Origin of the sequence: Streptomyces jumonjinensis, from assembly GCF_009600885.1 — a bacterium.
Classification (GTDB): domain Bacteria; phylum Actinomycetota; class Actinomycetes; order Streptomycetales; family Streptomycetaceae; genus Streptomyces; species Streptomyces jumonjinensis.
The window spans coordinates 1-23,306 of sequence record NZ_VCLA01000189.1; the positions used below are offsets into that span (position 1 = coordinate 1).

The window sequence follows — 23,306 nt, forward strand, 5'->3', positions numbered from 1 at the left end:
GGAGCGCCATCCCACCGGTGGTCCGGAACAGCTCGTCGGCCCCGGGCAGACTCACTCGGCGTGACACCGGGCGAGCACCTCCCTGGCGAGCTGGCGGTAGGCGGCGGCGCCGACCGAGTTCGACGCGTAGGTGGTGATCGGCTCTCCGGCGACCGTGGTCTCCGGGAAGCGCACGGTGCGCCCGATGACCGTGTGGTAGACGTGGTCGTCGAACGCCTCCACCACTCGTGCCAGCACCTCACGGCTGTGCACGGTGCGCGAGTCGTACATCGTGGCGAGGATGCCGTCCAGCTCCAGTTCGGGGTTGAGCCGCTCCTGGACCTTCTCGATGGTCTCGGTCAGCAGCGCGACCCCGCGCAGGGCGAAGAACTCGCACTCCAGCGGCACGATCACCTTGTGCGCCGCGGTGAGCGCGTTGACCGTGAGCAGACCCAGCGAGGGCTGACAGTCGATCACGATGTAGTCGTACTCCGACAGCAGCGGCTTCAGCGCCCGCTGGAGGGTGGACTCGCGCGCGACCTCGCTGACGAGCTGGACCTCGGCGGCCGACAGGTCGATGTTGCTGGGCAGCAGGTCCATGTTGGGGACCGCGGTCTTCAGCAGCACCTCGTCGGCCGACATGCCCCGCTCCATGAGCAGGTTGTAGACGGTGAGGTCGAGCTCCATCGGATTCACGCCGAGGCCGACCGACAGGGCTCCCTGCGGGTCGAAGTCGACGAGCAGGACACGCCGTCCGTACTCGGCGAGCGCCGCGCCCAGATTGATGGTCGACGTGGTCTTGCCCACGCCGCCCTTCTGGTTGCACATCGCGATGATCTTCGCGGGGCCGTGGTCGGTCAGCGGTCCCGGGATCGGGAAGTACGGCAGGGGCCGACCGGTGGGGCCGATCCGTTCGCGGCGCTGGCGCGCGGCGTCGGGGGCGAGGGTGGCCGCGTACTCGGGATCGGGCTCGTATTCGGCGTCGGGGTCGTAGAAGTGCCCCTCGGGGACTTCCTCGTAGGCGGCGAAGTGGGTGGACTCTCGGCCACTCTCGTTGCCGGCCGTGGCGTTCACGTGTTGGCCGTCCGTCATCTTCATCGTGTGGGCTGTCGTCATGTGCGTGGTGTCCTGGCGTGTCGCGAAGGTCCGGACAGCTACGGAGCCGACAGCGTCCAGCCCGGTCGCCCTGCTGGGCCCCCGTACAGGCGACACCGCGTGACCACCTCCGGGAGTAAATGTCGACTCATTCACAAGTCGTCTTACCTCCTTGGACGTGACCAGGACTTTATCGATAGGTCAGCGTGGCACCATGCCGACGGTTGGCGACTCTATGGCGTGTCACCGCTCCGCAGCAACACAATCCGCCGGACCCGGCCCGATGTGTCGGCGACGGAACACCCTTCTGTCAAGGGTGCACGACCGACCGGAGCCGCGTCGGCCGGGGGGTTTCGGGGGTGTGCGAATCGGTTGAAGGGTTACGTTCAAGGCGAGTTGAACGTCCGAGCGCGCTGCCGGACACACGTCCGGCCGGACCTTGCTGGGCAAGATCCGGCCGGGGGCGCGATGTTGACGTGTGCGTTGACCGTCGCCGGACGTCAGCCGATGAGCGAGGTCAGCTCGGTGTGCGGCAGTCCGTGGGCCTCGGCGACCGGGCCGTAGACGACCTTGCCGTCATGGGTGTTGAGGCCCAGCGCCAGCGCCGGGTCGCGGCGCAGCGCCTCGGCCCAGCCGCGGTTGGCCAGTTCGACTATGTACGGCAGCGTGGCGTTGGTGAGCGCGTAGGTCGAGGTGTGCGGAACCGCGCCCGGCATGTTGGCGACGCAGTAGAAGACCGAGTTGTGGACCGTGAAGGTCGGCTCGGCGTGGGTGGTGGGGTGCGAGTCCTCGAAGCAGCCGCCCTGGTCGATCGCAATGTCGACAAGGACACTTCCGGGCTTCATCTTGGCGACGAGCTCGTTGGTGACCAGCTTCGGGGCCTTGGCGCCCGGGATGAGCACCGCGCCGATGACGAGGTCGGCCTCGACGACGGCCTTCTCCAGCTCGTAGGCGTTGGAGACGATCGTCTGCACCTTGGTGCCGAAGACCTTGTCGGCCTCGCGGAGCTTGTTGATGTCCCGGTCGAGCAGGGTGACGTGGAAGCCCATGCCCACGGCGATCTGAGCGGCGCTCCAGCCGGAGACGCCGCCGCCGATGACGACGGCGCGGCCCGCGTGCGTACCGGGGACGCCGCCGGGGAGGATGCCCCGGCCGCCGGCCGAGCGCATCAGGTGGTACGCGCCGACCTGCGGGGCGAGGCGGCCCGCGACCTCGGACATGGGGGCGAGCAGCGGCAGCGCGCGGGTCGCGGTCTCGACCGTCTCATAGGCGATGGCGGTGGTGCCGGACTCCAGCAGGGCGTCCGTGCACTCACGGGAGGCGGCCAGGTGGAGGTAGGTGAAGAGGGTCTGGTCCTTGCGGAGGCGGTGGTACTCCTCGGCGATCGGCTCCTTGACCTTCAGCAGCAGATCGGCGGTGGCCCAGACCTCGTCGGCGGTGGACAGGATGCGCGCACCGGCGGCGGTGTACTCGTCGTCCGTGATCGAGGAGCCGACTCCGGCGTTCTGCTCGACGAAGACCTCATGGCCGTTGCGCACCAGCTCGTGCACACCGGCGGGGGTGATCGCCACCCGGAACTCGTTGTTCTTGACCTCGCGGGGGATGCCGACCTTCACGTCGATCACGGTCCTTGGCTCAGGGGATAGGGGGTTTTTCCATACATAACCGGACGCACACGGCACACCGGTAGACACCAGGGAAATGGCGCAATGGAGCCAGTTTAATGAAGGAATTCCCCCTGTCTAGCCTTACAAACCACTAATCTTCCGCCATGGCGCTACGGATTTCGTAGGTTGAGCCGGTGCTGGAGCCTTCCTTACCCCGTACGGCCGCCGCGTCCTGGGCGTCCTCGACCTCCAGAAGCCCGTCGGCGCTCGCGCGGTGCAGCCGGGCCGAGGCCGGATCGCCGAGGCGCTCCAGGGTGTCGGCCAGCCGCAACTGGAGCGCCGCCTGGAGCCGGCGGTCCCCCGCCCGCCGCGCCCAGTCCACCGCCTCCCGGCAGGTGTGGAGCGACTCCTGCGGCCGTCCGGCGTACTCCTGCACCCGGGCCGCCTCGCTCAGCGCCCGGGCCTGGGCGGGCAGATCGCCCGCCCTGCGGTAGCCCGCGACCGCGGCACGCCAGCTGCGCAGGGCCTCACCGTACCGGCCCGCGTAGGTGTGCACGGCGCCCAGCCGCCCGTACAGCCGTGCCTCGTCCGTACGCTCCCCCCGGGCCTGGCGCTGGACGAGCGCCCGGCCGTACCAGTCGGCGGCCCGGTGCCAGTCGCCCAGCTCCTGGTACGCGCCGCCTACGGATTCCATCGCGCGGCCGGTGGCGTACGGGTCCTGCGCGGCCCGTCCGGCGTCCAGCGCGGCCCGGTAGCGGGCGAGCGCCTCCTCGGTGCGCCCGGTCCGCGCGTCCAGATCGGCGAGATTGAGCAGGGCGGCGGCGACCTCCCGGTGGAGTCCGCGGCGCTCGGCGACCGAGAGCACCAGCCGGTGCAGCCCATAGAGCTCGGGGGCCGCCGCCTCGGTGCCCCGGTGCGCGGCCAGCGCCCGCACCAGGGCGGAGACCAGCCGTCTGGCCAGGGTGTCCAGCTCGCCGTCCTCGACCGCGACCCGCGCGGCGGCCAGCAGCGCCGACTGCCGTGACCGGAGCCACTCCCCGGCGGCGGCGGGATCCGCGAACCGCAGGGCGGCCGGCATCCTGGCGAACGCGTCCCGGGCCGGCGAGCCCTCCGGCTCGGTGATCGCACGGCAGGACTGGAGCAGCCGTACCGCCCGCTCCAGCATCCGGGCCCGCGCGAGCTGCACCTCGGCGGGCTTGTCGGCGGTCTCGGTCAGCGCGAGCAGCAGCGGGGCGAGGGCCCCCGGCACCCGGTGGCGGTCCCGCTCCGGGTGGAGCAGCCCGACCGCCGCGAACCCCTTCAGCGCCTCCTGGGCGTCGGGCACGGAGCAGCCGCCGAGCGCGGCGGCGGTGTGCGCGTCGACCAGCCCGGCGGGCGCGAGGGCGAGCAGCCGCAGCAGCCGGGCGGAGGACGGCGGCAGGGACTCGTACAGCAGCCGGAAGGCGCGGGCCAGCGGCCGGACGGCCCTCGGCTGCTCGCCGTCGTCGGGCAGGGCCCGCAGCTGCCGGGTGGCGTCGGCGACCGAGAGCACCGGACGGGCCGCCAGCCAGCCGCCGACCAGGGCCAGGGCCGCGGGGAGCCCGGCGCACTCCTCGGCGACGGACTCGGCGGCCTGCGGGTCCACGGTGATCCGGACGGACCCGGTGTAGGTGGTGAGCAGCTCGATGGCCGCCTTGGGGTCCATGCCGCCGAGGGTGCAGGGCCGGACGTCGGGGATGCCGGTCAGCGGGCCGCCGGAGACCGCGACGACCAGACAGTCGCAGTTGTCGGGGAGCAGCGGATCGACCTGCTCGGCGTCGGCCGCGTCATCGAGGAAGAGCACGGCGCGGCGGTCGGCGAGCGTGTCCCGCAGCAGCTGGGAGAGCTCGTCCTCGTCGGCGCCGGGCGGGCCCTGGACGCCGAGCGCGTCGAGCAGCTCCCGGGCGGTCTCCTCGGTGGGGACGCGCCGTCCGCCCGGCTCGGTGAGCCGGGCGGAGAGCACTCCGTCGGGGTAGCCGGCCGCGATCTGCCCGATGAGCTGTCCGGCGAGCGCGCTCCGTCCGCTGCCGGGGCGGCCGGCGATCAGCAGCACCCGGGCCCGGGGGGCCTTGCGGCCCGCGATGGTGTCCAGGCCCGCCCGCTCGATGTCGGCCTGAAGGGACTTCAGCTCGCGCTGCCGTCCGAAGAACCGGCCCCGCGGCACGCCGGGCCGGTCGTCCGAGTCCACCGCCTGATCCGTCACGGGCCACGCTCCCGTCCAGTCCGCGCACACTACGAGCCCGCAGCGGGTCCGTACGGGCGTTCCGAGCGTAGTTCACTCTCTGCGACGAAACGGTGTGAGCATGTCCGGCATATCGCCTGATCGGATCAGTGCGATAGAAAGATCATCGGACTGATGGGCATCCGAACGGGCCAAGCGCGGAGGCCCGCGCTCCCCTGAGCGCATGAAGGCGGCCGGCCGTCAGGAGCCGCATCGGGAGCCGTATCAGGAGTCGAAGGCCCTCAGGCGAAGGTCCTCAGACCTCGAAGGTCCTCAGGCGAAGGCCATCAGGCGTCGAAGGGGCGGGCGGGCCAGGGCGCCTCCGCCGGGCGCAGCGCGTCGAAGCCCTCGCCGGCCAGCGCGGCGGCGGCCGACAGCGCCCCCACCACCAGGCAGGTGTTGTGCAGCTCCCCGGCGAGCGCGCCCCGTACCAGCTCGGTCAGCGGCACCCGGGCCTGCTCCATGTCGGCCTCCTCCTCGGAGACCTCGTACCGCTCGCCCTCGGCGGTCGAGAGCTCCCGGGCGAGGAAGATCCGTACGGCCTCGTCGCAGCCGCCGGGCGTGGTGTACACATCGGTGAGCACCCGCCAGCTCTCGGCCTTGATGTGCGCCTCCTCGTACAGCTCGCGCTGTGCGGCGTGCAGCGGGTTCTCCCCCGGGATGTCGAGCAGTCCGGCCGGGATCTCCCACAGCCGCTGCCGTACGGGGTGCCGGTACTGGCGCAGCACCACCACCCGGCCCTCGCCGTCGAGGGCGAGGACGGCGACCGACCCGGGGTGCACCTGGTAGTCACGGCGGACGACCGAGCCGTCGGGCATGACCACATCATCGGTACGGACACTGGTCTTGTTGCCCTGGAAGGGGGTGGCGGTCGCGACGACCGGCCACTCCTCGGGGGTGTCCTCGACGGCCCTGGCGCTGTCCATGAGTGGGGGTCCTCCCGCAGTAGATCGGGGTACGGACCGATGAACCGGCCCGTACCCCGATCAACGTTAACGCGTGGGCGTCACTGACCCGACTTGCGCTCCACGGCGGCCTTCACCAGACCGGCGAAGAGCGGGTGCGGGCGGGTCGGGCGGGAGCACAGCTCCGGGTGCGCCTGGGTGGCGACCAGGTAGGGGTGCACCTCGCGCGGGTACTCGACGTACTCGACCAGCTTGTTGTCGGGGCTGGTCCCGGAGAAGACGATGCCCGCCTTCTTCTCCAGCTCGGCGCGGTAGGCGTTGTTCACCTCGTAGCGGTGGCGGTGGCGCTCCTCCACATACGGCTGGTCGCCGTAGACCTCGCGGACGATGGAGCCCTCGGCGAGCTTGGCCGGGTAGAGGCCGAGCCGCATGGTGCCGCCGAGGTCGCCCGCGCCCTCCACATAGGCGAGCTGCTCCTCCATGGTGGAGATCACCGGGTGGACGGTGGCGGCGTCGAACTCGGTGGAGTTGGCGTCGGAGATCCCCGCGAGGTTGCGGGCCGCCTCGATCACGATGCACTGGAGGCCCAGACAGAGGCCGAGCAGCGGGATCTTGTTCTCGCGGGCGTACTGGATCGCGCCGACCTTGCCGCTGACGCCCCGGTCGCCGAAGCCGCCGGGGATGCAGATCGCGTCCACGTCGGAGAGCTGGCGGGCGGCCCCGGCCTGCGTCTTGCAGTCGTCGGAGGTGACCCACTTGACCGTCACCCGCGCCCGGTTGGCGAAGCCTCCGGCGCGGAGCGCCTCGGTCACCGAGAGATAGGCGTCCGGCAGGTCGATGTACTTGCCGACCAGCGCGACGGTGACCTCGTGGTCGGGGTTGTGCACCCGGTCCAGCAGATCGTCCCAGGTCGACCAGTCCACATCGCGGAACGGCAGATCGAGCTTGCGGACGACATAGGCGTCCAGGCCCTCGGTGTGCAGGACCTTGGGGATGTCGTAGATGGACTTGGCGTCGATGGCCGCGACGACGGCCGCCTCGTCCACATCGCACATCAGGGAGATCTTGCGCTTGATGGCGATCGGCACATCGCGGTCGGCGCGCAGCACGATGGCGTCGGGCTGGATGCCGATGTTGCGCAGGGCGGCGACGGAGTGCTGGGTCGGCTTGGTCTTCAGCTCGCCGGAGGGGCCGATGTAGGGCAGCAGCGAGATGTGGACGACGAAGACGTTGTCCCGGCCGACCTCGTGGCGGACCTGGCGGACGGTCTCCAGGAACGGCAGCGACTCGATGTCGCCGACGGTGCCGCCGACCTCGGTGATCACGACGTCGACGTCGTCGGTCGCCATCCGGCGGATGCGGTGCTTGATCTCGTTGGTGATGTGCGGGATGACCTGGACGGTGTCGCCCAGGTACTCGCCGCGCCGCTCCTTGGCGATCACCTGGGAGTAGACCTGCCCGGTGGTGACGTTCGCGGAGCCGTCGAGATCGACGTCGAGGAAGCGCTCGTAGTGACCGATGTCCAGGTCGGTCTCGGCACCGTCGTTGGTGACGAACACCTCGCCGTGCTGGAAGGGGTTCATCGTGCCCGGGTCGACGTTCAGATAGGGGTCGAGCTTCTGCATCGTGACCCTGAGGCCCCGAGCCTTGAGCAGCGCACCCAGGCTGGAGGCCGTCAGGCCCTTGCCGAGGGAGGAGGCGACACCCCCGGTGACGAAGATGTGCTTGGTCGTCATGGATTTGGGCGGCATCGCCAAGAGGGGGCTCCCGTGGTCGCGAGGGTGAGGTGCGTACCGGCGGGTCCTCCCGGTCATCCGGGGGTCGCCGTCGCTGCGGTTGCGGGGCTCCTGCGTCACACAGGCCGGCCACCGGTCCACGGGGTACCAGGGTATCAGCGACAGCCGGGGCCCGCGCCCGGCCACGCGCGATCACTCTGTCACCTCGCCTCACCAGCGGTTCACTCTTGGCCCACCCGTTCGGCACAGCCCGGTTGTCGAGACCACCACGCGGAACCCCCCGGTGCGTCGTATCCTGCTCGGACACTCGCTTTACCGAGCAACGCGCAGGGGCGCGCTCATTTGAGCAGGTGGTGGTGGGCGACGGGTGACACAGGCCAAAAGCGATATCCCCGACTTCAACCCGAGCCTAGGCTCGTCAGCGACCCTTGACCGCTAGTAAGCGCCCCGAGGGGCGGACGTGGCCGTTCGACTGGAGATGCACGTGGCCGGGCGCATCGAGGATTACGCACTCATCGGGGACATGCAGACCGCCGCACTGGTCTGCCGGGACGGCACGGCGGACTGGCTGTGTCTGCCGCGCTTCGACTCCCATGCCGTCTTTGCCGGGCTGCTCGGCACCGACGAACACGGATTCTGGCGGGTGGGCCCCGCCCATCCCGAACACGCCGAGCCGCCCGCGGCCGACCGGCGCCGCTATCGCGGCGACTCCCTCATCCTGGAATCCGAGTGGGACACGGCGCGCGGCACGGTCCGCGTGACCGACTTCATGCCGCCGCGCGACGGCGCCCCTCAGCTGATCCGGATCGTGGAGGGCGTCAGCGGGCGGGTGCCGATGCGCTCCGCGCTGCGGATGCGTTTCAGCTACGGCCGGGTGGTGCCCTGGGTCCACAAGGTCGACGGACGGACCGTGGCGGTCGCCGGACCCGACTCCGTCTGGCTGGACACCGAGACCGAGACCTACGGCGAGGATCTCACCACCTACTCCGACTTCACCGTCGCCCCCGGCGAGCGGTACGCCTTCACCATCAGCTGGCAGCCCTCGCACCACCAGCCGCCCGCGCTCCCGGAGCCCGAGGGGTCGCTGGAGGCCACCGAGGAGTTCTGGCGCGACTGGGTCGAGCACTGTACGTACCACGGCCCCTACCGTGAGGCGGTGGTCCGCTCGCTGATCACCCTCAAGGCCCTCACCTACGCGCCCACCGGCGGCATCGTCGCCGCCCCGACCACCTCCCTCCCGGAGGAGATCGGCGGCGTACGGAACTGGGACTACCGCTACACCTGGCTCCGCGACGCCGCGATCACCCTCTCCTCGCTGCTGCGCACCGGCTACCGCGACGAGGCCCGCGCCTGGCGCGAGTGGCTGCTGCGCGCGGTGGCGGGCGACCCGGAGAACCTCCAGATCATGTACGGCATCGCCGGCGAGCGCGAGCTCGGCGAGGCCGAGCTCGACTGGCTGCCCGGCTATGAGAACTCCTCCCCCGTACGCGTCGGCAACGGCGCGGCCCATCAGCTCCAGCTCGATGTGTACGGAGAGGTCACCGAGGCCCTGCATCTGGCCCATATGACGGGCCTGGCGCGGAACGACTACGCCTCGCTCCTCCAGCTGAGGCTGATCCAGTACCTGGAGAAGCACTGGACCGAGCCCGACGAGGGCATCTGGGAGGTGCGCGGCCCGCGCCGCCACTTCGTGCACTCCAAGGTGATGGCCTGGGTCGCCGTCGACCGCACCATCAAGCTGATCGAGTCCGGTGACGCGGACGGCCCGCTGGAGCGGTGGCGGGAACTGCGCGACGACATCCACCGCGATGTCTGCGACAAGGGCTACGACAAGGAACGGAACACCTTCACCCAGTCGTACGGCTCCAGGGAGCTCGACGCCTCACTGCTGCTCATCCCGCAGATGGGCTTTCTGCCGCCGGACGACAAGCGGGTCATCGGCACCATCGAGGCGATCCAGCGGGAGCTGTCCACCGAGGACGGCTTCATCCTGCGCTATCCGACCGCGGGCGAGGACGCCGGAGTCGACGGACTGGCGGGCGACGAGGGCGCGTTCCTGGCCTGCTCGTTCTGGATGGCGGACGACCTGGCGATGATCGGCCGGGTGGACGAGGCCCGCAAGCTCTTCGAGCGGCTGCTGGCCCTGCGCAACGACCTCGGGCTGCTGGCCGAGGAGTGGGACCCCCGGCTCCAGCGCCAGGTGGGGAACTTCCCGCAGGCGTTCAGCCATGTTCCGCTGATCGACACCGCCCTGCGGCTGACCGCGTCGGGGGCGTACGGAGGATAGGGCGCGGCGTCGAAGCAGCGTCGTCCCGCCGGTGGCCATGACCACCGGCGGGAGTCCTGGACCGGGACGGCGACGGCTCCGGTTCCGGCTCCGGCTCCGGGGGACGCCCGCGCGGCCCTGACGACGGGCGTCCGCGCCCCCGCCGGGTAGCGTCACAAGCCCGTACTCCCGTACGGACCGAGTGAAGCGCGAGGCGGCAGGTTCAGTGGAGACCCGAGGAGAACCCCAGGGCGGCATCACCGTACGCAGGGCGCTTGAGCTGCCCGGGCTGCGCTCGGGACTCCCGGAGGTCGTCGCCGGCGCGGAACGGCTCCAGCGGACGGTGCGCTGGGTGCACGCGGGCGAGGTGCCCAATATCGCCTCCCTGCTCAAGGGCGGCGAACTGCTGCTCACCACAGGTCTGGGCCTGGGCGCCCGCCCCGCCGAGCAGCGGGCCTTCGTCCGGCAGCTCGCGGACCGGGGCATCGCGGCGCTGGTGGTGGAGCTCGGGCCGCGCTTCAGCAGACTGCCCGCCGCGATCGTCGACACGGCGCGGATGACGGGGCTGCCGCTGGTGCAGCTGCACCGCGAGGTCCCCTTCGTCACCGTGACGGAGGAGATCCACACCGAGATCGTCAACGGACACTACGCGCTGCTGCGGCGGGCCGAAGAGGTCCACCGGCGGTGTACCGAGGTGCTCCTCGACGGCGGCGGAGTCCCCCAGGTCCTGCGCATCCTCGCCGACTTCACCGCCAACCCGGTCTTCCTGGAGACACCGGACGGACAGCTGCTGTACGCGGCGGGCCCGGCGTCCGGGCGGGCCGGGGCCGATCCGCTCCAGATCTGGGAGGGGCTGCGCGGCCAGCGGGCCGTACGCGAGTCGCCGCCGGCCGGGACGGCACTGGTGGACGTGCCCGGCGGCGGGCGGGGAGCGGCGTCCGTACGCGCCCGGCTGGTGCTGCCCTCCATCGGCGGCCCGCTGCCGGCGGTGCACCGGATGGCGGCCGAGCGCGCGGCGGGACTGCTGGCGGTGGTCCTGATGCAGGCACGCCAGGAGGAGGAGCTCGCGGCCCGGGGCAGAGGCGACTTCCTCACCGATCTCGCCGAGGGCCGCGTCAGCGCGGACGACGCCCCCGCACAGGCGCGGGTGCTGGGCTTCAGACCGGGGGACGGCCCGCTGCTGCCGGTGGTGATGCGGCTCGCCCCGTCCTCGGGGAGCTGGGCGCCGCTGGCGCACGCGGTGCTGGAGGAGCTCTCGGCGGTGGGAGCGCCGGTGCTGCTGGGGGTACGCCCGGTCGAACGCCGGGTGCCGCTGCTGGTGGGCCTGCGCTCGGAGGCCGAGCGGCCGGCGATCGCGGACCGGGTGGCGACGGCGCTGCGCGCCGGGGTGGAACGGGCGGGTCTGGAGCGCGCGGGGGCCCATCCGCCGGTCGTGGTGGTGGGCATGGCGGGCGGCTGGGCGGCGGCGTCGGCGGGGCTGCGCCACGCGGCGGAGACGGCGTCGGCTGCCGAGGGCCTCACCGACCGGCCCTGGTACGACGCCCGCCGGCTGGACACCGAGCTGCTGCTGTGGCGGCTGCGGGACCAGCCGGATCTGGCGGCCTTCGTGGACCGCGCGATCGGCCCCCTGCGGGACCATGACGCCGTGTCCCGCCCGCCGCTGCTGCCCACCCTGGAAGCCTTTCTCGCCCACGCGGGACGCAAGGCGGAGACGGCCCGCGAACTCCATCTCAACCGCCAGACCCTCTACAACCGGCTGGCCCGCATCTCGGAACTCCTCGGCACCGACCTGGACGACCCCCAGACCGTGCTGGCCCTGAGCCTGGCGCTGCGCGCCAGGAGACATGTGCCGTGAGGGAGCGTCGTCCTCTGGTGCATGGGGTCTCCCCGGGCCCGCAGGGCCTCATGGGGCGCTGCCCGTGCCCGGAGGGCTACGGGGGAGGGCCGCAGGCGAAGGGTGGGAGCACTCCCCCCTGGGCTTCGCCCGGGGGCACCCCCACCCGTGCCGAGGGCACAGGGGGCAACGGCGACCGACGACAAGGCTGAAGGTCCTCCCCCCTGGGTCGTGTCTTCAAAGTCCCGTCTGTCCGCCGTGCCCTGGCACGCACGCTCTCCCCCGTAGCCCTGCGGGCACGGGAGGGACCCCAGCGTTGTCGTCGGTCGCCGGTGGCCCCCTGTGCCTGGCGGCACGGGGGTGCCCCCACCGCAGTGGCTCTCCCCCTGGGCTTCGCCCGGGGGGACCCCCATCCTCCGCCTTGCGATCCGTCTCCCCAGGCCCTGCGGGCCTGGGGAGACCCCATGCACCAGACCCCGCCGGACCCTCCCCCTGGGCTTCGCCCGGGGGACCCCCATCCGGGCGGACGACGCTACTTCGACGACACTCCCCAGCCCTCCGGGCGCACAGCCCCCGCCGGGCGGACGGGACTTCGACGGCCCGCCCGAGGCCCCCGCTCAGCGCCCCACCAGCTCGTCGTACACGCTCAGCATCTGCTCCACCGTCTCGTCCTCGGTCTGCCACCCCGCCGACTGCGCGAGGCCCGCCGCCGCCAGCTCCGCGCGCCTGGCCTCGTCGCCCAGCAGCCCGGCCACCGCCCGCGCCATGGCCTCCGCGTCCCCGTACGGCACCAACTCCGCGGCCTCCCCCACCAGTTCGGGCACCCCGCCCACCGCCGTCGCGACCAGGGGCACGCCCCGTCGCAGCGCCTCCTGCGCCAGCAGGGACCTGGCCTCCCAGCGGCTCGGCAGCACCGCGACATCCGCCGCCGCCAGCAGCTCGGCGATGTCGTCGCGGCGGCCCAGCAGCCGCACCGGCAGCCCCTCCGCCGCGATCCGCCGCTCCAGCGCGGCCCGCTCGCGCCCTTCCCCCACGATCGCCACCAGCGGCACCGGATCCAGCTGCCGCCACCACTCGGCCGCGTCCAGCAGCGTCGCGTAACCCCGCTCCGGCGTCAGGCTGCCCACCGCCAGCACCAGCGGACGGTCCGCCGCCCCCAGCCCCGCCTTCGCCAGGGCGGCCGGCGGGCCCGGGCGCCCCGGCGGCACGGGCGCCGCGAGGGGCGCCAGCCGCGCGTCCCGGGCGCCGTGCTGACGGGCCCGGTCGACCAGCTCGGAGCAGGTGCCGAGGACGACCTCCGCCGCCCGCGCGGATCTCCGTTCCAGCAGCCTCAGCAGCTGTCCGCGCGCCCCGCCGTGGGGCGCACGGGTGTGCCAGGTGACGACGAGCGGTATCCGCAGCCCGCTCAGGGCCAGCGCGGCCCGCACGGCCGCGTGCAGCCCGTGCGCGTGCACCAGGTCCGCGGTCGCGCACACCGAGCGGAGCGCGCCGACGGCCGCCGGATCGCTGCGTCCGGGCACGGGCGCGAAGTGGGCCCCGGCCCCGGGGAAGTCGTAGACGTGTTCCAGTTCGGCCGGGGCGCACACGGTCACCCGCACCCCCCGCGCCACCAGCCCCGCGGCCAGTGATCGGACGTGGGCGCTGCTGCCCGCGCCGCCGCCGCCCAGCACTTGGACCGTACGCAGCTGTGTCACCCGCCAAGGATGCCAGTCCGTACGTGCGTTCCGGCAACGCCCTGGTGGCCGGACCGGGGCTTCTCCACCCCGGTATCACTCACATGGGTGAACGAACGCTGCGCTCGCGCCCTTCGCCGCCGGGCCCCGTCCGATGGATCGGGCCGGGCTCGCGCACTCTGGCCGGGGCTCCCCCTGGGCTCGGCACGGGGGGACCCCCACCCGTGCCGCAAGGCACAGGGGGATTCGGCGACCGACGACGACGCTGGGGGCACTCCCCAGGCTCCGCCCCTGGGGCACCCCCACCCGTGACCGCAGGGCCACGGGGAGAGACGCGGCGCCAGACCCGCGGGCGAGGCGGGCGTGGTGCGGCTGATCAGGAATCGCTCAGCGGCCCGGCGCAGCGACCGGCGAGCCGACGACGACGCACCGGGCCGGCCGGAGCCGGGCGGTCCCGGTCCCGGTCCCGGTCCCGGTCAGCGGAGCGTCGCGGCAGGGCACGAGGGCCCTCCGCCATCGGAGTCGGCGTCGGCGTCGCGATCCGCACCGATCCGCCAGCCCCTCGCCCGGTCCCGGTTCAAGCACCCGGCCCGCAGCGCGGCGGTGCGGACCCCCGAGGGCCCGCACCGGTCTACAGATGCCCCCGCGCCGACGCGAGCAGCTCCTCCGCATGGGCCCGCGCGGTCTGCGAGTCCTCCTGCCCGGCCAGCATCCGCGACAGCTCGCGCACCCGGTCCTCGCCCTCCAGGGCCGTGACCCCGCTCCGGGTCACCATGCCGTCATGGGTCTTCTCCACCAGCAGCTGACGGTCGGCGAACGCCGCCACCTGCGGCAGATGCGTCACCACGACCACCTGCGCCGTCCGCGCGAGCTTCGCCAGCCGGCGGCCGATCTCGACCGCCGCCTTGCCGCCGACCCCCGCGTCGACCTCGTCGAAGAGATACGTCGGCACCGGATCGGTCCCGGCGAAGACGACCTCCACCGCGAGCATCACCCGCGACAGCTCACCGCCGGACGCCCCCTTCGCGATCGGCCGCGCCGGTGCGCCGGGATGCGGTGCGAGCAGCAGTTCGACCTCATCGGCGCCATGGGGCCCGTACGCCACCGTCCGGCCGCCGACCGTCACCCCCTCGGCGTCCTCGCTCTGCCGGACCGCGAACGACACCCGGGCGTGCGGCATCGCCAGCGACGCCAGCTCCTCGGTGACGGCCCCGGCGAACCGCGCCGCCGCTTCCGTCCGCGCGTCGGTCAACGCCTGCGCCAGCACCGAGAGTTCCGCGCGCAGCACATCCCGTTCGGCGGTCAGCTCACCGATCCGGTCGTCGTCGCCGTCCAGCTCGGTGAGCCGGTCCGCGCCCTCCCGCGCCCACGCCAGCACCGCGTCGATGTTCTCGCCGTACTTACGGGTCAGGGCGGTCAGCCCGGAACGGCGCTCCTCCACGGCGGCCAGCCGCCGTGGATCGGCGTCCAGCCGGTCCGCGTACCGCGCGAGCTCCCCGGCCACGTCGCCGAGGAGGATGGCGAGCTCGCCCATCCGGTCGGCGAGCGCCGCGAGGGCCGGATCGTGGGAGCGTACGGACTCCAGCGCCTGCCCGGAGCTCCCGACCAGCGTGGTGGCGTCGAGCCCCTCGGGATCCTCCGGGTTGCCCGCCAGCGCGGTGTGCGCGAAGGACGCGGCCGAGGCGAGCGCCTCGGCATGGCCCAGGCGCTCGGCCTCGGCCGCCAGCTCCACGTCCTCACCGGCCCGGGGCTCGGCGCCCGCGATCTCGTCGAGTCCGAAGCGCAGCAGATCCGCCTCCTGCGCCCGCTCACGGGCCCGGGTGGTGATCTCGGCGAGATCGGCGGAGACCGCCCGCAGCCTGCGGTAGGCGGTGGCGTACTCCGCGTACGGCACACTGACCGCGCCGCCGGCGTACCGGTCGAGCGCCTCCCGCTGCCGGGCCGGACGGAGCAGCCCCTGCTGATCGGTCTGGCCGTGGACGGCGACCAGCTCATCGGCCAGCTCGGCGAGCACGCCCACCGGCACCGACCGCCCGCCGAGATGGGCCCGCGAGCGCCCCTCGGCCGATACGGTCCTGCTGATCAGCAGCGTGCCGTCGTCGAGTTCGGCCCCGGCCTCCTCGGCCCGTACGGCGGCGGGGGCGCCGGCGCGCACACCGAACCGCCCCTCCACCACCGCCGCCTTGGCGCCGATCCGCACCAGCGCCGGATCGGCCCGCCCGCCGAGCAGCAGCCCCAGACTGGTGACGACCATGGTCTTGCCGGCGCCCGTCTCGCCGGTCACCGCGGTGAAACCGGGCGACAGCTCGACGACAGCGTCGTCGATGACCCCGAGCGACCGTATCCTCATCTCCTCCAACACGGACACGACCATACGAGGTTTCCGGCGCGCGGCGCGACGCAGACCCGCCCTCGCCCGCCCGTCCCCGGGCACGGCGAGCGCAGGGGCCGCCCGCGCCGGCCCGCCGGCCGCGGGAGATCCTCACCCGAACCGGTGATCGCCGCCGCTCCGGCCCCGCGCCCGCAGGCACCGGCCCGGCCATCCCCGGGCCGCCCCATCGCCGCACAGGACCAGTCGCCCCCGCACCGCGCTCTCGCGCACATATCGGCCGCCCCGCACCGCGCTAGCGCGGCACGCCCCGCCAACCCGAGATCGGCAGCGCGAACTTGGCCACCAGCCGGTCGGTGAACGACGCGTGGTGCAGCCGGGCCAGCCGCACCGGCACGGCCCCCCGGCGCACCTCCACCCGCGCCCCCGGCGGCAGCTCCACCGTCCGGCGGCCGTCGCACCAGAGCACCCCGTGCGGAGTGTGCGGCTGCACCTCGACGGCGAGCACCGAAGCAGGCGAGGTCACCAGCGGCTTGGCGAACAGCGCGTGGGCGCTGATCGGCACCATCAGCAGCGCCTCCACCTCAGGCCACACCACCGGGCCCCCGGCCGAGAACGCGTACGCGGTCGACCCGGTCGGCGTGGCGCAGACGATCCCGTCGCAGCCGAACCCGGTGACCGGCCGGCCGTCGATCTCCAGCACGACCTCCAGCATCCGCTCGGGCGACACCTTCTGCACGGCGGCCTCGTTCAGCGCCCAGTCGCGGTGGACGATGTCGCCGTTGCTGCGCACCACCACATCGATGGTCATGCGCTCCTCGACCTCGTAGTCCCGGGAGACGACCCGGTCGACCACCTTGTCGAGGTCGTCCCGCTCCGCCTCCGCCAGAAAACCGACCCGCCCCAGATTGACCCCGAGCATCGGCACTCCGGAGGCCCGCGCGAACGCCGCACCGCGCAGCAGCGTCCCATCGCCGCCGAGCACGATCAGCAGTTCACAGCCCTCCAGCACCCCGGGCGTGGCCTCGGCGACCGTCTCGACCGAAGAGGGCAGCGGCAGATCGGCGGCCTCCGACTCCAGTACGCGAACCTGGAGGCCGTTGCGCAACAGCCCCTGCACGACGAGCTCCGCGCTGCGGATCGCCGCCGGACGGCCGGTGTGCGCGAGCAGGAATACCCTGCGCGCCGGTGTGGTCGCTGGTGGTGTGGTCAACGAGGTCCCTCCGCAACTGCTCTGTCGACGTCCGCCGGATCCAGCCCGGGCGCTCCGGCCCGTAGCCACAGAAAGTATTCGACGTTTCCGGAGGGTCCGGGGAGAGGGCTGGCAGTGACGCCCAGCACACCCAGCCCCAGTGCCGCGGCCTGCCCGGCCACCGTCACCACCGCCTCCTTGCGCAATTCGGTGCTGCGCACCACGCCGCCGCTGCCCAGACGCTCCTTGCCCACCTCGAACTGCGGCTTGACCATGAGCACCAGATCGGCGTCCGGCGCGGCGCACCGCACCAGCGCGGGCAGCACCAGCCCGAGCGGGATGAAGGAGAGGTCGCCCACCACCAGGTCCACCGGCGTGCCGTCGATCGCTTCGAGGGTCAGCTCGCGGACGTTCGTACGGTCCTTGACGATGACGCGCTCATCGCTCTGGAGCGACCAGGCGAGCTGGCCGTAGCCGACGTCGACGGCGACCACCTGGGCCGCGCCGGCGCGCAGCAGCACATCGGTGAAGCCCCCGGTGGAGGCTCCCGCGTCCAGCGCCCGCCGTCCCGCGACGCTCAGCCCGAGCGGCGTGAAGGCGGCCAGCGCCCCGGCGAGCTTGTGCCCGCCGCGCGAGACGTACTCGGGGTCGCTGTCGTCGGACGCGACGACGACAGCGGCACTGGTCTCGACCTGGGTCGCGGATTTCGTGGCGACATTGCCGCCGACGGTCACCCGCCCCGCGGCGATCAGCTGGGCCGCGTGCTCGCGTGAGCGCGCGAGGCTGCGGCGTACCAGTTCGGCGTCGAGACGGCGGCGGGCGACTCCTGCCACGTTCGGTTCAGCTCCTGAGGTCGTACGAGGGTGACGGCGAGGGCTCCCGGGACACGGGCACGGGGCCCGGGCGCGCGTCGAGCGCCGCAAGTGTTTCACGCAGCCCCTGGTGTACATCCTCATACACCTGCGGATGCGCGTCCGCAGGGAGGCGGTCGGCGTCGGCCAGCCGCGCCAGCAGAGCGTCCACTCCGGCGTCGCCGGTGGGCGTCCTGGCAACTCCCAGCGGCCCCGGCGCGGCGGGCTCCCGCGCCTCAGGGGCCGCCTGGGCGGGATCCGGCGGCACCGCCTCCCGCGCCTCGGGAGCCGGCTGCCATGGGGCGGAGTCCGGCGCGGGGCGCTCCGCCGCCGTCATCGAGTCGCTCATGCCCAGACGCTACCGCGAAGCCCTGCGGTACCGTCGATCACAATGGCCACGACAGACGAGTGCCGCAGCGCACTCCAGCGACTCAGCGACAACCTCACCCGGGCGAACGACGACGTACGCGGCGCGACTTCGCTCAACAGATCCCTCAGCTGTCACATCAGGGACCTGGACATCACCTTCACCGGCCGTCTTCAGGACGGCGGTATCACGGTGATGGACACTCAGCCGGGCCCCCCACGCGAGAAGGCGCAGATCCGGCTCGCGATGACCGGGGGCGAGCTGGTGGCGCTGGTCGACGGCGAGCTGGAGTTCGCGAAGGCGTGGGCGTCGGGCCGGGTGAAGCTGGAGGCCGGATTCCGCGATCTGCTCCGGCTGCGGACGCTGCTGTAGCGCACTGCCGCACCGGGTCGCCGGGCCCCGCCCAGGACCGTCAGGGCCCTTCAGGGCGTACGGCTCACCGCCGCACGCCTGCGCGCCACCGGCACGACCAGCGGCGTCCCCGACTCCGGATCCTCGATGACCTGGCTCTTCACCCCGAAGACCCGCTCCACCCGCTCCGCCGTCACCACATCCGCCGGTGCGCCCTCGGCGACCACCCTGCCCTCGTGCAGCGCGATGAGATGGGTGGCGTACCGGGCGGCCCGGTTGAGGTCGTGGAGGACGGCCACCAGGGTCCGGCCCTGGGTCTCGTGCAGCTCCGCGCAGAGGTCGAGCACTTCGAGCTGATGCTGGATGTCGAGGAAGGTCGTGGGCTCGTCCAGCAGCAGCAAAGGCGTCTGCTGCGCCAGCGCCATGGCGATCCACACCCGCTGCCGCTGTCCGCCGGACAGTTCGTCGACATAGCGCTCGGCGAGCTCGCCCACCCCGGTCGCCTCCATCGACTCCCGGACGATCCGCTCGTCGTCCGGCGACCACTGCCGCAGCAGTCCCTGATGCGGATAACGGCCCCGGGCGACCAGATCGGCGACGGTGATCCCGTCCGGTGCGATGGAGGTCTGGGGCAGCAGCCCGAGGACGCGCGCCACCTTCTTCGCGGGCATCGAGTGAATGGTCTGACCGTCCAGCAGCACCCGCCCCTCGGCGGGCTTCAGCATCCGCGACAGAGCGCGCAGCAGCGTCGACTTGCCGCAGGCGTTGGGGCCGACGATCACCGTGAAGGAATGGTCGGGTATCTCCACCGACAGCTTCTCGGCGATGACATGCCGGTCGTAGCCGAGGGTGACCGATTCCGCGGTGAGACGCTGCATCGTGGTGGTGCTCCTGGATCGAGTGCGCACGGGGTCGGAGGGAACGATTCGGGGCGGGACCCGCCCGGCGCACCAGCGCCGGAGCCGACACCGGCGGCAGGGGACCACGGCGCGGAATCCGGCCCCGCGACGGGCTTGCGCACGGCCGGCCGATGCGAGGTTAGGTTAACCTACCTTCCCGCTTCTCCCAGGTCGGCGGAGCCCCTCCGCGACGCCATGGCACCGCCGCCCGGCCCCCGTACGCCTGCATCGCGCCACGGCACGGCCGCCACCCCGCCTCCCGTACGCCAGACGCCGGGCCGGAGCCCGTACGCCTGCACCGCGCGCCGCGGCCCCGCCGCCCAGCCCTTCGTACGCCTGCACCGCGCGCCACGCGAACGCCGGGCCGGAGCCCCGGCACCCGGCACCCGGCACCCGGCACCCCGGATCAGACCCCGAGCCGGGACAGCGCCTTCCCCGCGTCGAGGGCGCAGACCCCGTCGCCCGCGTCGGTCCAGGCCGCCGCGCAGAGCGCCCGCAGCCCGTCCATGGCGTCCCCGCCGCCCTCCAGGACCAGCTCCCCCGCCCGTACGAACGCGGTCCAGCCCCCGCACCCGAACCCGCCGCCCCCGGCGGAGACTTCGGGCTGGCCGGTCAGCATCCCCCGCAGATCGGCGTCCACATACGTCGGCCGGTGCTCCGGGGGCGCGGCCAGCAGCCGCGCCCCGTCCGTCACCCCCGTCAGCACCAGCAGCGAGTCCACACCGCCGTTGAAAGCACCCTCGATATCCGTGTCCAGCCGGTCCCCGACCACCAGTGGCCGCACGGCCCCCGTCCGCAGGATCGTCTCCCGGTGCATCGGCGGCAGCGGCTTCCCCGCCACCTGGGGCTCCGCGCCCGTGGCGATCCGCACCACCTCCACGGCCGCGCCGTTGCCCGGCGCGATCCCCCGCGCGCTGGGAATCGTCAGATCGGTGTTGGACGCGAACCACGGCACCCCGCGGGCGATCGCGTAACACGCCTCCGCGAGACGCCCCCACGGCAGCTCCGGACCGCCATAGCCCTGCACCACCGCCGCCGGATCGTCGTCCGCCGACTCCACCGGCACCAGCCCCCGCTCACGCAGCGCGACCCGCAGCCCCTCGCCGCCGATCACCAGCACCCGGGACCCGGCCGGCAACTGCTCGGAGATCAGCCGGGCGACCGCCTGCGCGGAGTTGATGACGTCCTCCGGAGCCGTCGCCACCCCCAGCTCGGTGATATGCGCCGCCACCGCCTGCGGCGGACGGAGCGCGTTGTTGGTCACATACGCCAGACGCATCCCGCCGTCCCGCGCCGCAAGGAGCGAGTCCACGGCGTACGCGATCGCCTCACCGCCCGCGTACACCACACCGTCCAGATCCAGCAGCGCGGTGTCGTACGCCGCGCTCAGCGCCGTCGCGCTCGCGCCCGGCCGGGTCCTGCTCCGCCGACTCATACCTCTCGCCCCTCAGTCGCTGACACTCCCCCGATCATCGCTCATGGGGCTGCGCATACGATGCTCGGATGAACAGCGAAGGTCTTGCGGCCGACGATGGCCTGCGTTTACTCCCCTTCCGCGGACTGCGGTACGCCCCCGAGCAGGTCGGCTCCCTCGCCGCCGTGACCTCACCGCCCTATGACGTCGTCGTCAGGCCGGACGGACTGCACCACCTCGAATCCGCCGACCCCCACAACATCGTCCGGCTGATCCTGCCGCAGGCCGACACCCCCGCCGCCCGCCACCGCAAAGCCGCCGACACCCTCTCCCGCTGGCTGGGCGAAGGCATCCTGGCCCAGGACCCGGAACCCGCGCTGTACGTGTACGAGCAGCGCCACGACGACATCCTCCAGCGCGGCGTCATCGGCGCCCTCGCCCTCTCCGGACCGTCCGAGGGGATCGTGCTGCCGCACGAGGACGTGATGCCCGACATCGTGGCCGACCGCGCCGCCCTGCTGCGCACCACCGGCGCCAATCTGGAACCGCTGCTGCTCACCTACCGCAGCACGGGCGGCACGACGGGGACGACCGCCGTCATCGAACGGACCGTACTGCGCACCCCGCTGCTCGCCACCACCACCGAGGACGGCTTCAGCCACCGGCTGTGGGCCCTCACGGACCCCGGGGACCTCGCCGAGATCGACGCCGACCTGGCCGACCGGCAGGCCCTCATCGCCGATGGCCACCACCGCTGGGCCGCCTATCTGCGGCTGCGCGAGGAGACTCCGTCGCCGGGCCCCTGGGACTACGGTCTGGTGCTGCTCATCGACACGGCCCGCTACCCCCTGCGGGTACGGGCCATCCACCGCCTGCTCCACCGTCTCCCGGTGGCCGACGCGCTCACGGCCCTCGGCGACGCCTTCCGCGTCCAGCGCCTGGAGGTCCCGCTCCCCCGGGCGCTGACGGCGCTCGCGGACGCCTGCTCCGAAGGCAACGCCTTCCTGCTGGCGGGCGACGGCGCGTTCCATCTGCTCGACCGCCCGGATCCCGCCCTCCTCGACCGCACGGTACGCGGCGACCGCCCCGAGGCATGGCGGGCCCTGGACGCCACGGTCCTCCACTCCACGATCCTGGACGAGCTCTGGCGCATCCCCGACGCACCGGAGCACATCGCCTATATCCATGACACGGAGGCGGCCGTGACCCAGGCGGAACGCCACGGCGGCACGGCGGTGCTGATGCACCCGGTACGGGAGGACGTCGTCAGGGATCTCGCCCGCCAGGGGGTGACCATGCCCCGTAAGTCGACGTCGTTCGGCCCGAAGCCCGCGACGGGGCTGGTGCTCAGAAGTCTCACCCTGGACTGAGCGGGTCCCACGCCGGACTGGGCCCGGAACACTGGGCCCGGAACGCGGAAAGGGCGGCCTCCTCAAGGAGACCGCCCTTTCCCGTCACTACTTACTCGCTCTTGTCGCCTTCGGCCTCATCGGTCTCATCGGCCTTGGTGACCTCAGCAGCCTCGGTGCCTTCGACAGCCTCATCGGCAGCGGCAGCCTCGATGGCCACGTCGGACGTGTCAGCCTCATCGGCCGCGTCAGACGCGTCGGAGGTGTCGGACGTGTCGTCGGACGTGTCGGATGCCTCCGCCTCGACGACCAGGTCAGCGCCGTCGTCCTCGATGGACGCCACGTCGATGGCGTCGACGAACTCGACTCCGTCCAGCTCGGCCAGCCGGTCGGAGGCGTCGGTGGCACCGTCCTTGTCCGACTCCAGCGTCTTGGCGAACCACTCCCGTGCCTCGTCCTCGCGCCCGGCCGCCAGCAGCGCGTCTGCGTAGGCGTACCGAAGCCGCGCGGTCCAGGGCTGCACAGAGCTGGAGGCCAGCTCGGGGCTCTGCAGGGTCACAATGGCGGCGTCGATCTGGTCCATGTCCCGCCGGGCCCCGGCCGCGACGAGCCGCATCTCCACCTGGCCGGCCTTGTCGAGCTTCTGCACCTCGGGCTCACCGGCCATGGCGAGCGCCCGCTCGGGCCGTCCGAGCCCGCGCTCGCAGTCCGCCATGACGGGCCACAGCTCCACACTGCCGGTCATGCGCCGCGCCGCCCGGAACTCGGCCAGAGCCTCGGTGTACCGCTGCGTCGCATACGCGGCGAATCCGGCGGCCTCACGGACGGCGGCGACCCTGGAGGCGAGCCGCAGCGCGACCTTGGAGTAGCCGTATGCCTCCTCGGGCTCCTCGTCGATCAGCCTCGCGACCATGACGAGGTTCTTGGAGACATCCTCGGCCAGCCCCTTCGGCAGGCTCTGGAGCTCCTGCCGCACATCCTTGTCGATCTCCTCGCCGGTGACGTCCTCGGGGATCGGCAGCCGCTTGATGGGCTCGCGGTCGGGCCGGTCCCGGTCACGGTCGTCGCGGCGGCCGAAGCCACCCCGGTCATCACGCCGGCCGAAGCCGCCGCCGGAGGGACGGCCCCCACGGTCACGCCCACCACGATCGTCACGCGAGCCGCGGTAGTCGCCACGGTCGTCGTCACGACGGAACGACGGACGCTCATCACGACGATCG

General features: G+C 72.8%; 17 protein-coding genes. 4 read left to right on the forward strand and 13 right to left on the reverse strand.

Annotated elements, in window-relative coordinates:
- Positions 1 to 51: 51 nt before the first annotated feature.
- The 5 genes from FF041_RS29510 to FF041_RS29530 form a co-directional block, all read right to left on the reverse strand.
- Positions 52 to 1,077, reverse strand: a complete 1,026-nt coding sequence (locus FF041_RS29510) for a ParA family protein (RefSeq protein WP_398700389.1) — start codon at positions 1,075 to 1,077, stop codon at positions 52 to 54.
- A gap of 497 nt (positions 1,078 to 1,574) precedes the next feature.
- Positions 1,575 to 2,690 carry an alanine dehydrogenase gene (gene ald, locus FF041_RS29515; protein ID WP_323393073.1) on the reverse strand — a complete coding sequence of 372 codons (1,116 nt, stop codon included), beginning with the start codon at positions 2,688 to 2,690 and terminating at the stop codon, positions 1,575 to 1,577.
- 142 nt (positions 2,691 to 2,832) lie between these two features.
- The gene (locus FF041_RS29520) at positions 2,833 to 4,902 is read right to left on the reverse strand and encodes a tetratricopeptide repeat protein (protein ID WP_323393065.1); all 2,070 of its coding nucleotides are present in this window, start codon (positions 4,900 to 4,902) and stop codon (positions 2,833 to 2,835) included.
- 305 nt (positions 4,903 to 5,207) lie between these two features.
- Positions 5,208 to 5,846: an NUDIX domain-containing protein gene (locus FF041_RS29525; RefSeq protein ID WP_153481646.1), complete on the reverse strand. Its 639-nt coding sequence runs from the start codon at positions 5,844 to 5,846 to the stop codon at positions 5,208 to 5,210.
- Between the two features lie 80 nt (positions 5,847 to 5,926).
- The gene (locus FF041_RS29530; RefSeq protein WP_153525636.1) at positions 5,927 to 7,576 is read right to left on the reverse strand and encodes a CTP synthase; all 1,650 of its coding nucleotides are present in this window, start codon (positions 7,574 to 7,576) and stop codon (positions 5,927 to 5,929) included.
- A 469-nt stretch (positions 7,577 to 8,045) separates the two neighbouring features.
- Between FF041_RS29530 and FF041_RS29535 the strand changes: the two genes are divergently transcribed.
- Both FF041_RS29535 and FF041_RS29540 read left to right on the forward strand, forming a co-directional pair.
- On the forward strand, positions 8,046 to 9,848 hold the full coding sequence (locus tag FF041_RS29535; protein WP_323371234.1) for a glycoside hydrolase family 15 protein: 1,803 nt from the start codon (positions 8,046 to 8,048) through the stop codon (positions 9,846 to 9,848).
- 205 nt (positions 9,849 to 10,053) lie between these two features.
- Complete coding sequence (locus FF041_RS29540) at positions 10,054 to 11,682, forward strand: PucR family transcriptional regulator (RefSeq protein WP_323371232.1); 1,629 nt, start codon at positions 10,054 to 10,056, stop codon at positions 11,680 to 11,682.
- A 596-nt stretch (positions 11,683 to 12,278) separates the two neighbouring features.
- Here the strand turns inward: FF041_RS29540 and FF041_RS29545 are convergent.
- The 5 genes from FF041_RS29545 to FF041_RS39495 all read right to left on the reverse strand — a co-directional run bounded on the left by FF041_RS29545 (position 12,279) and on the right by FF041_RS39495 (position 18,055).
- Complete coding sequence (locus tag FF041_RS29545) at positions 12,279 to 13,355, reverse strand: glycosyltransferase family 4 protein (protein WP_323393068.1); 1,077 nt, start codon at positions 13,353 to 13,355, stop codon at positions 12,279 to 12,281.
- A 610-nt stretch (positions 13,356 to 13,965) separates the two neighbouring features.
- A complete protein-coding gene (gene recN / locus FF041_RS29550) occupies positions 13,966 to 15,708 on the reverse strand; it encodes a DNA repair protein RecN (RefSeq protein WP_194292216.1) in 1,743 nt (580 codons plus the stop codon).
- A gap of 250 nt (positions 15,709 to 15,958) precedes the next feature.
- The gene (locus FF041_RS29555; protein ID WP_153486648.1) at positions 15,959 to 16,876 is read right to left on the reverse strand and encodes an NAD kinase; all 918 of its coding nucleotides are present in this window, start codon (positions 16,874 to 16,876) and stop codon (positions 15,959 to 15,961) included.
- Positions 16,873 to 17,688, reverse strand: a complete 816-nt coding sequence (locus tag FF041_RS29560; RefSeq protein WP_323393070.1) for a TlyA family RNA methyltransferase — start codon at positions 17,686 to 17,688, stop codon at positions 16,873 to 16,875. Before FF041_RS29560 ends, FF041_RS29555 begins: the two co-directional genes overlap by 4 nt.
- A gap of 7 nt (positions 17,689 to 17,695) precedes the next feature.
- Entirely contained in the window at positions 17,696 to 18,055 is a 360-nt protein-coding gene (locus FF041_RS39495; protein WP_228388712.1) for a hypothetical protein, read from the reverse strand.
- Positions 18,056 to 18,097: 42 nt separating this feature from the next.
- Between FF041_RS39495 and FF041_RS29570 the strand changes: the two genes are divergently transcribed.
- Positions 18,098 to 18,445, forward strand: coding sequence for an SCP2 sterol-binding domain-containing protein (locus tag FF041_RS29570; RefSeq protein ID WP_153525637.1), 348 nt, complete (start codon positions 18,098 to 18,100; stop codon positions 18,443 to 18,445).
- A gap of 50 nt (positions 18,446 to 18,495) precedes the next feature.
- On the opposite strand, the gene FF041_RS29575 is transcribed toward FF041_RS29570, so the two are convergent.
- Positions 18,496 to 19,302, reverse strand: coding sequence for an ABC transporter ATP-binding protein (locus FF041_RS29575; RefSeq protein WP_153525638.1), 807 nt, complete (start codon positions 19,300 to 19,302; stop codon positions 18,496 to 18,498).
- A 427-nt stretch (positions 19,303 to 19,729) separates the two neighbouring features.
- Positions 19,730 to 20,758, reverse strand: a complete 1,029-nt coding sequence (locus tag FF041_RS29580) for an HAD hydrolase-like protein (protein WP_153525639.1) — start codon at positions 20,756 to 20,758, stop codon at positions 19,730 to 19,732.
- Positions 20,759 to 20,826: 68 nt separating this feature from the next.
- Between FF041_RS29580 and FF041_RS29585 the strand changes: the two genes are divergently transcribed.
- Positions 20,827 to 22,107 (forward strand): DUF1015 domain-containing protein, encoded by a 1,281-nt coding sequence (locus FF041_RS29585; RefSeq protein ID WP_153525640.1) that lies wholly within the window; start codon positions 20,827 to 20,829, stop codon positions 22,105 to 22,107.
- A 91-nt stretch (positions 22,108 to 22,198) separates the two neighbouring features.
- Here the strand turns inward: FF041_RS29585 and FF041_RS29590 are convergent, their stop codons facing one another.
- A complete protein-coding gene (locus tag FF041_RS29590; RefSeq protein ID WP_323393078.1) occupies positions 22,199 to 23,062 on the reverse strand; it encodes a tetratricopeptide repeat protein in 864 nt (287 codons plus the stop codon).
- Positions 23,063 to 23,306: the final 244 nt, after the last annotated feature.

Excerpts from the sequence above, each read along its gene's own strand:
- FF041_RS29580 (WP_153525639.1), bottom strand. The coding sequence starts at position 20,758 with ATGAGTCGGCGGAGCAGGACCCGGCCGGGCGCGAGCGCGACGGCGCTG.
- FF041_RS29530 (WP_153525636.1), bottom strand. The coding sequence starts at position 7,576 with ATGCCGCCCAAATCCATGACGACCAAGCACATCTTCGTCACCGGGGGT.
- FF041_RS39495 (WP_228388712.1), bottom strand. The coding sequence starts at position 18,055 with ATGAGCGACTCGATGACGGCGGCGGAGCGCCCCGCGCCGGACTCCGCC.
- FF041_RS29525 (WP_153481646.1), bottom strand. The coding sequence starts at position 5,846 with ATGGACAGCGCCAGGGCCGTCGAGGACACCCCCGAGGAGTGGCCGGTC.
- FF041_RS29570 (WP_153525637.1), top strand. The coding sequence starts at position 18,098 with ATGGCCACGACAGACGAGTGCCGCAGCGCACTCCAGCGACTCAGCGAC.
- FF041_RS29575 (WP_153525638.1), bottom strand. The coding sequence starts at position 19,302 with ATGCAGCGTCTCACCGCGGAATCGGTCACCCTCGGCTACGACCGGCAT.
- FF041_RS29510 (WP_398700389.1), bottom strand. The coding sequence starts at position 1,077 with ATGAAGATGACGGACGGCCAACACGTGAACGCCACGGCCGGCAACGAG.
- FF041_RS29585 (WP_153525640.1), top strand. The coding sequence starts at position 20,827 with ATGAACAGCGAAGGTCTTGCGGCCGACGATGGCCTGCGTTTACTCCCC.
- recN (WP_194292216.1), bottom strand. The coding sequence starts at position 15,708 with ATGGTCGTGTCCGTGTTGGAGGAGATGAGGATACGGTCGCTCGGGGTC.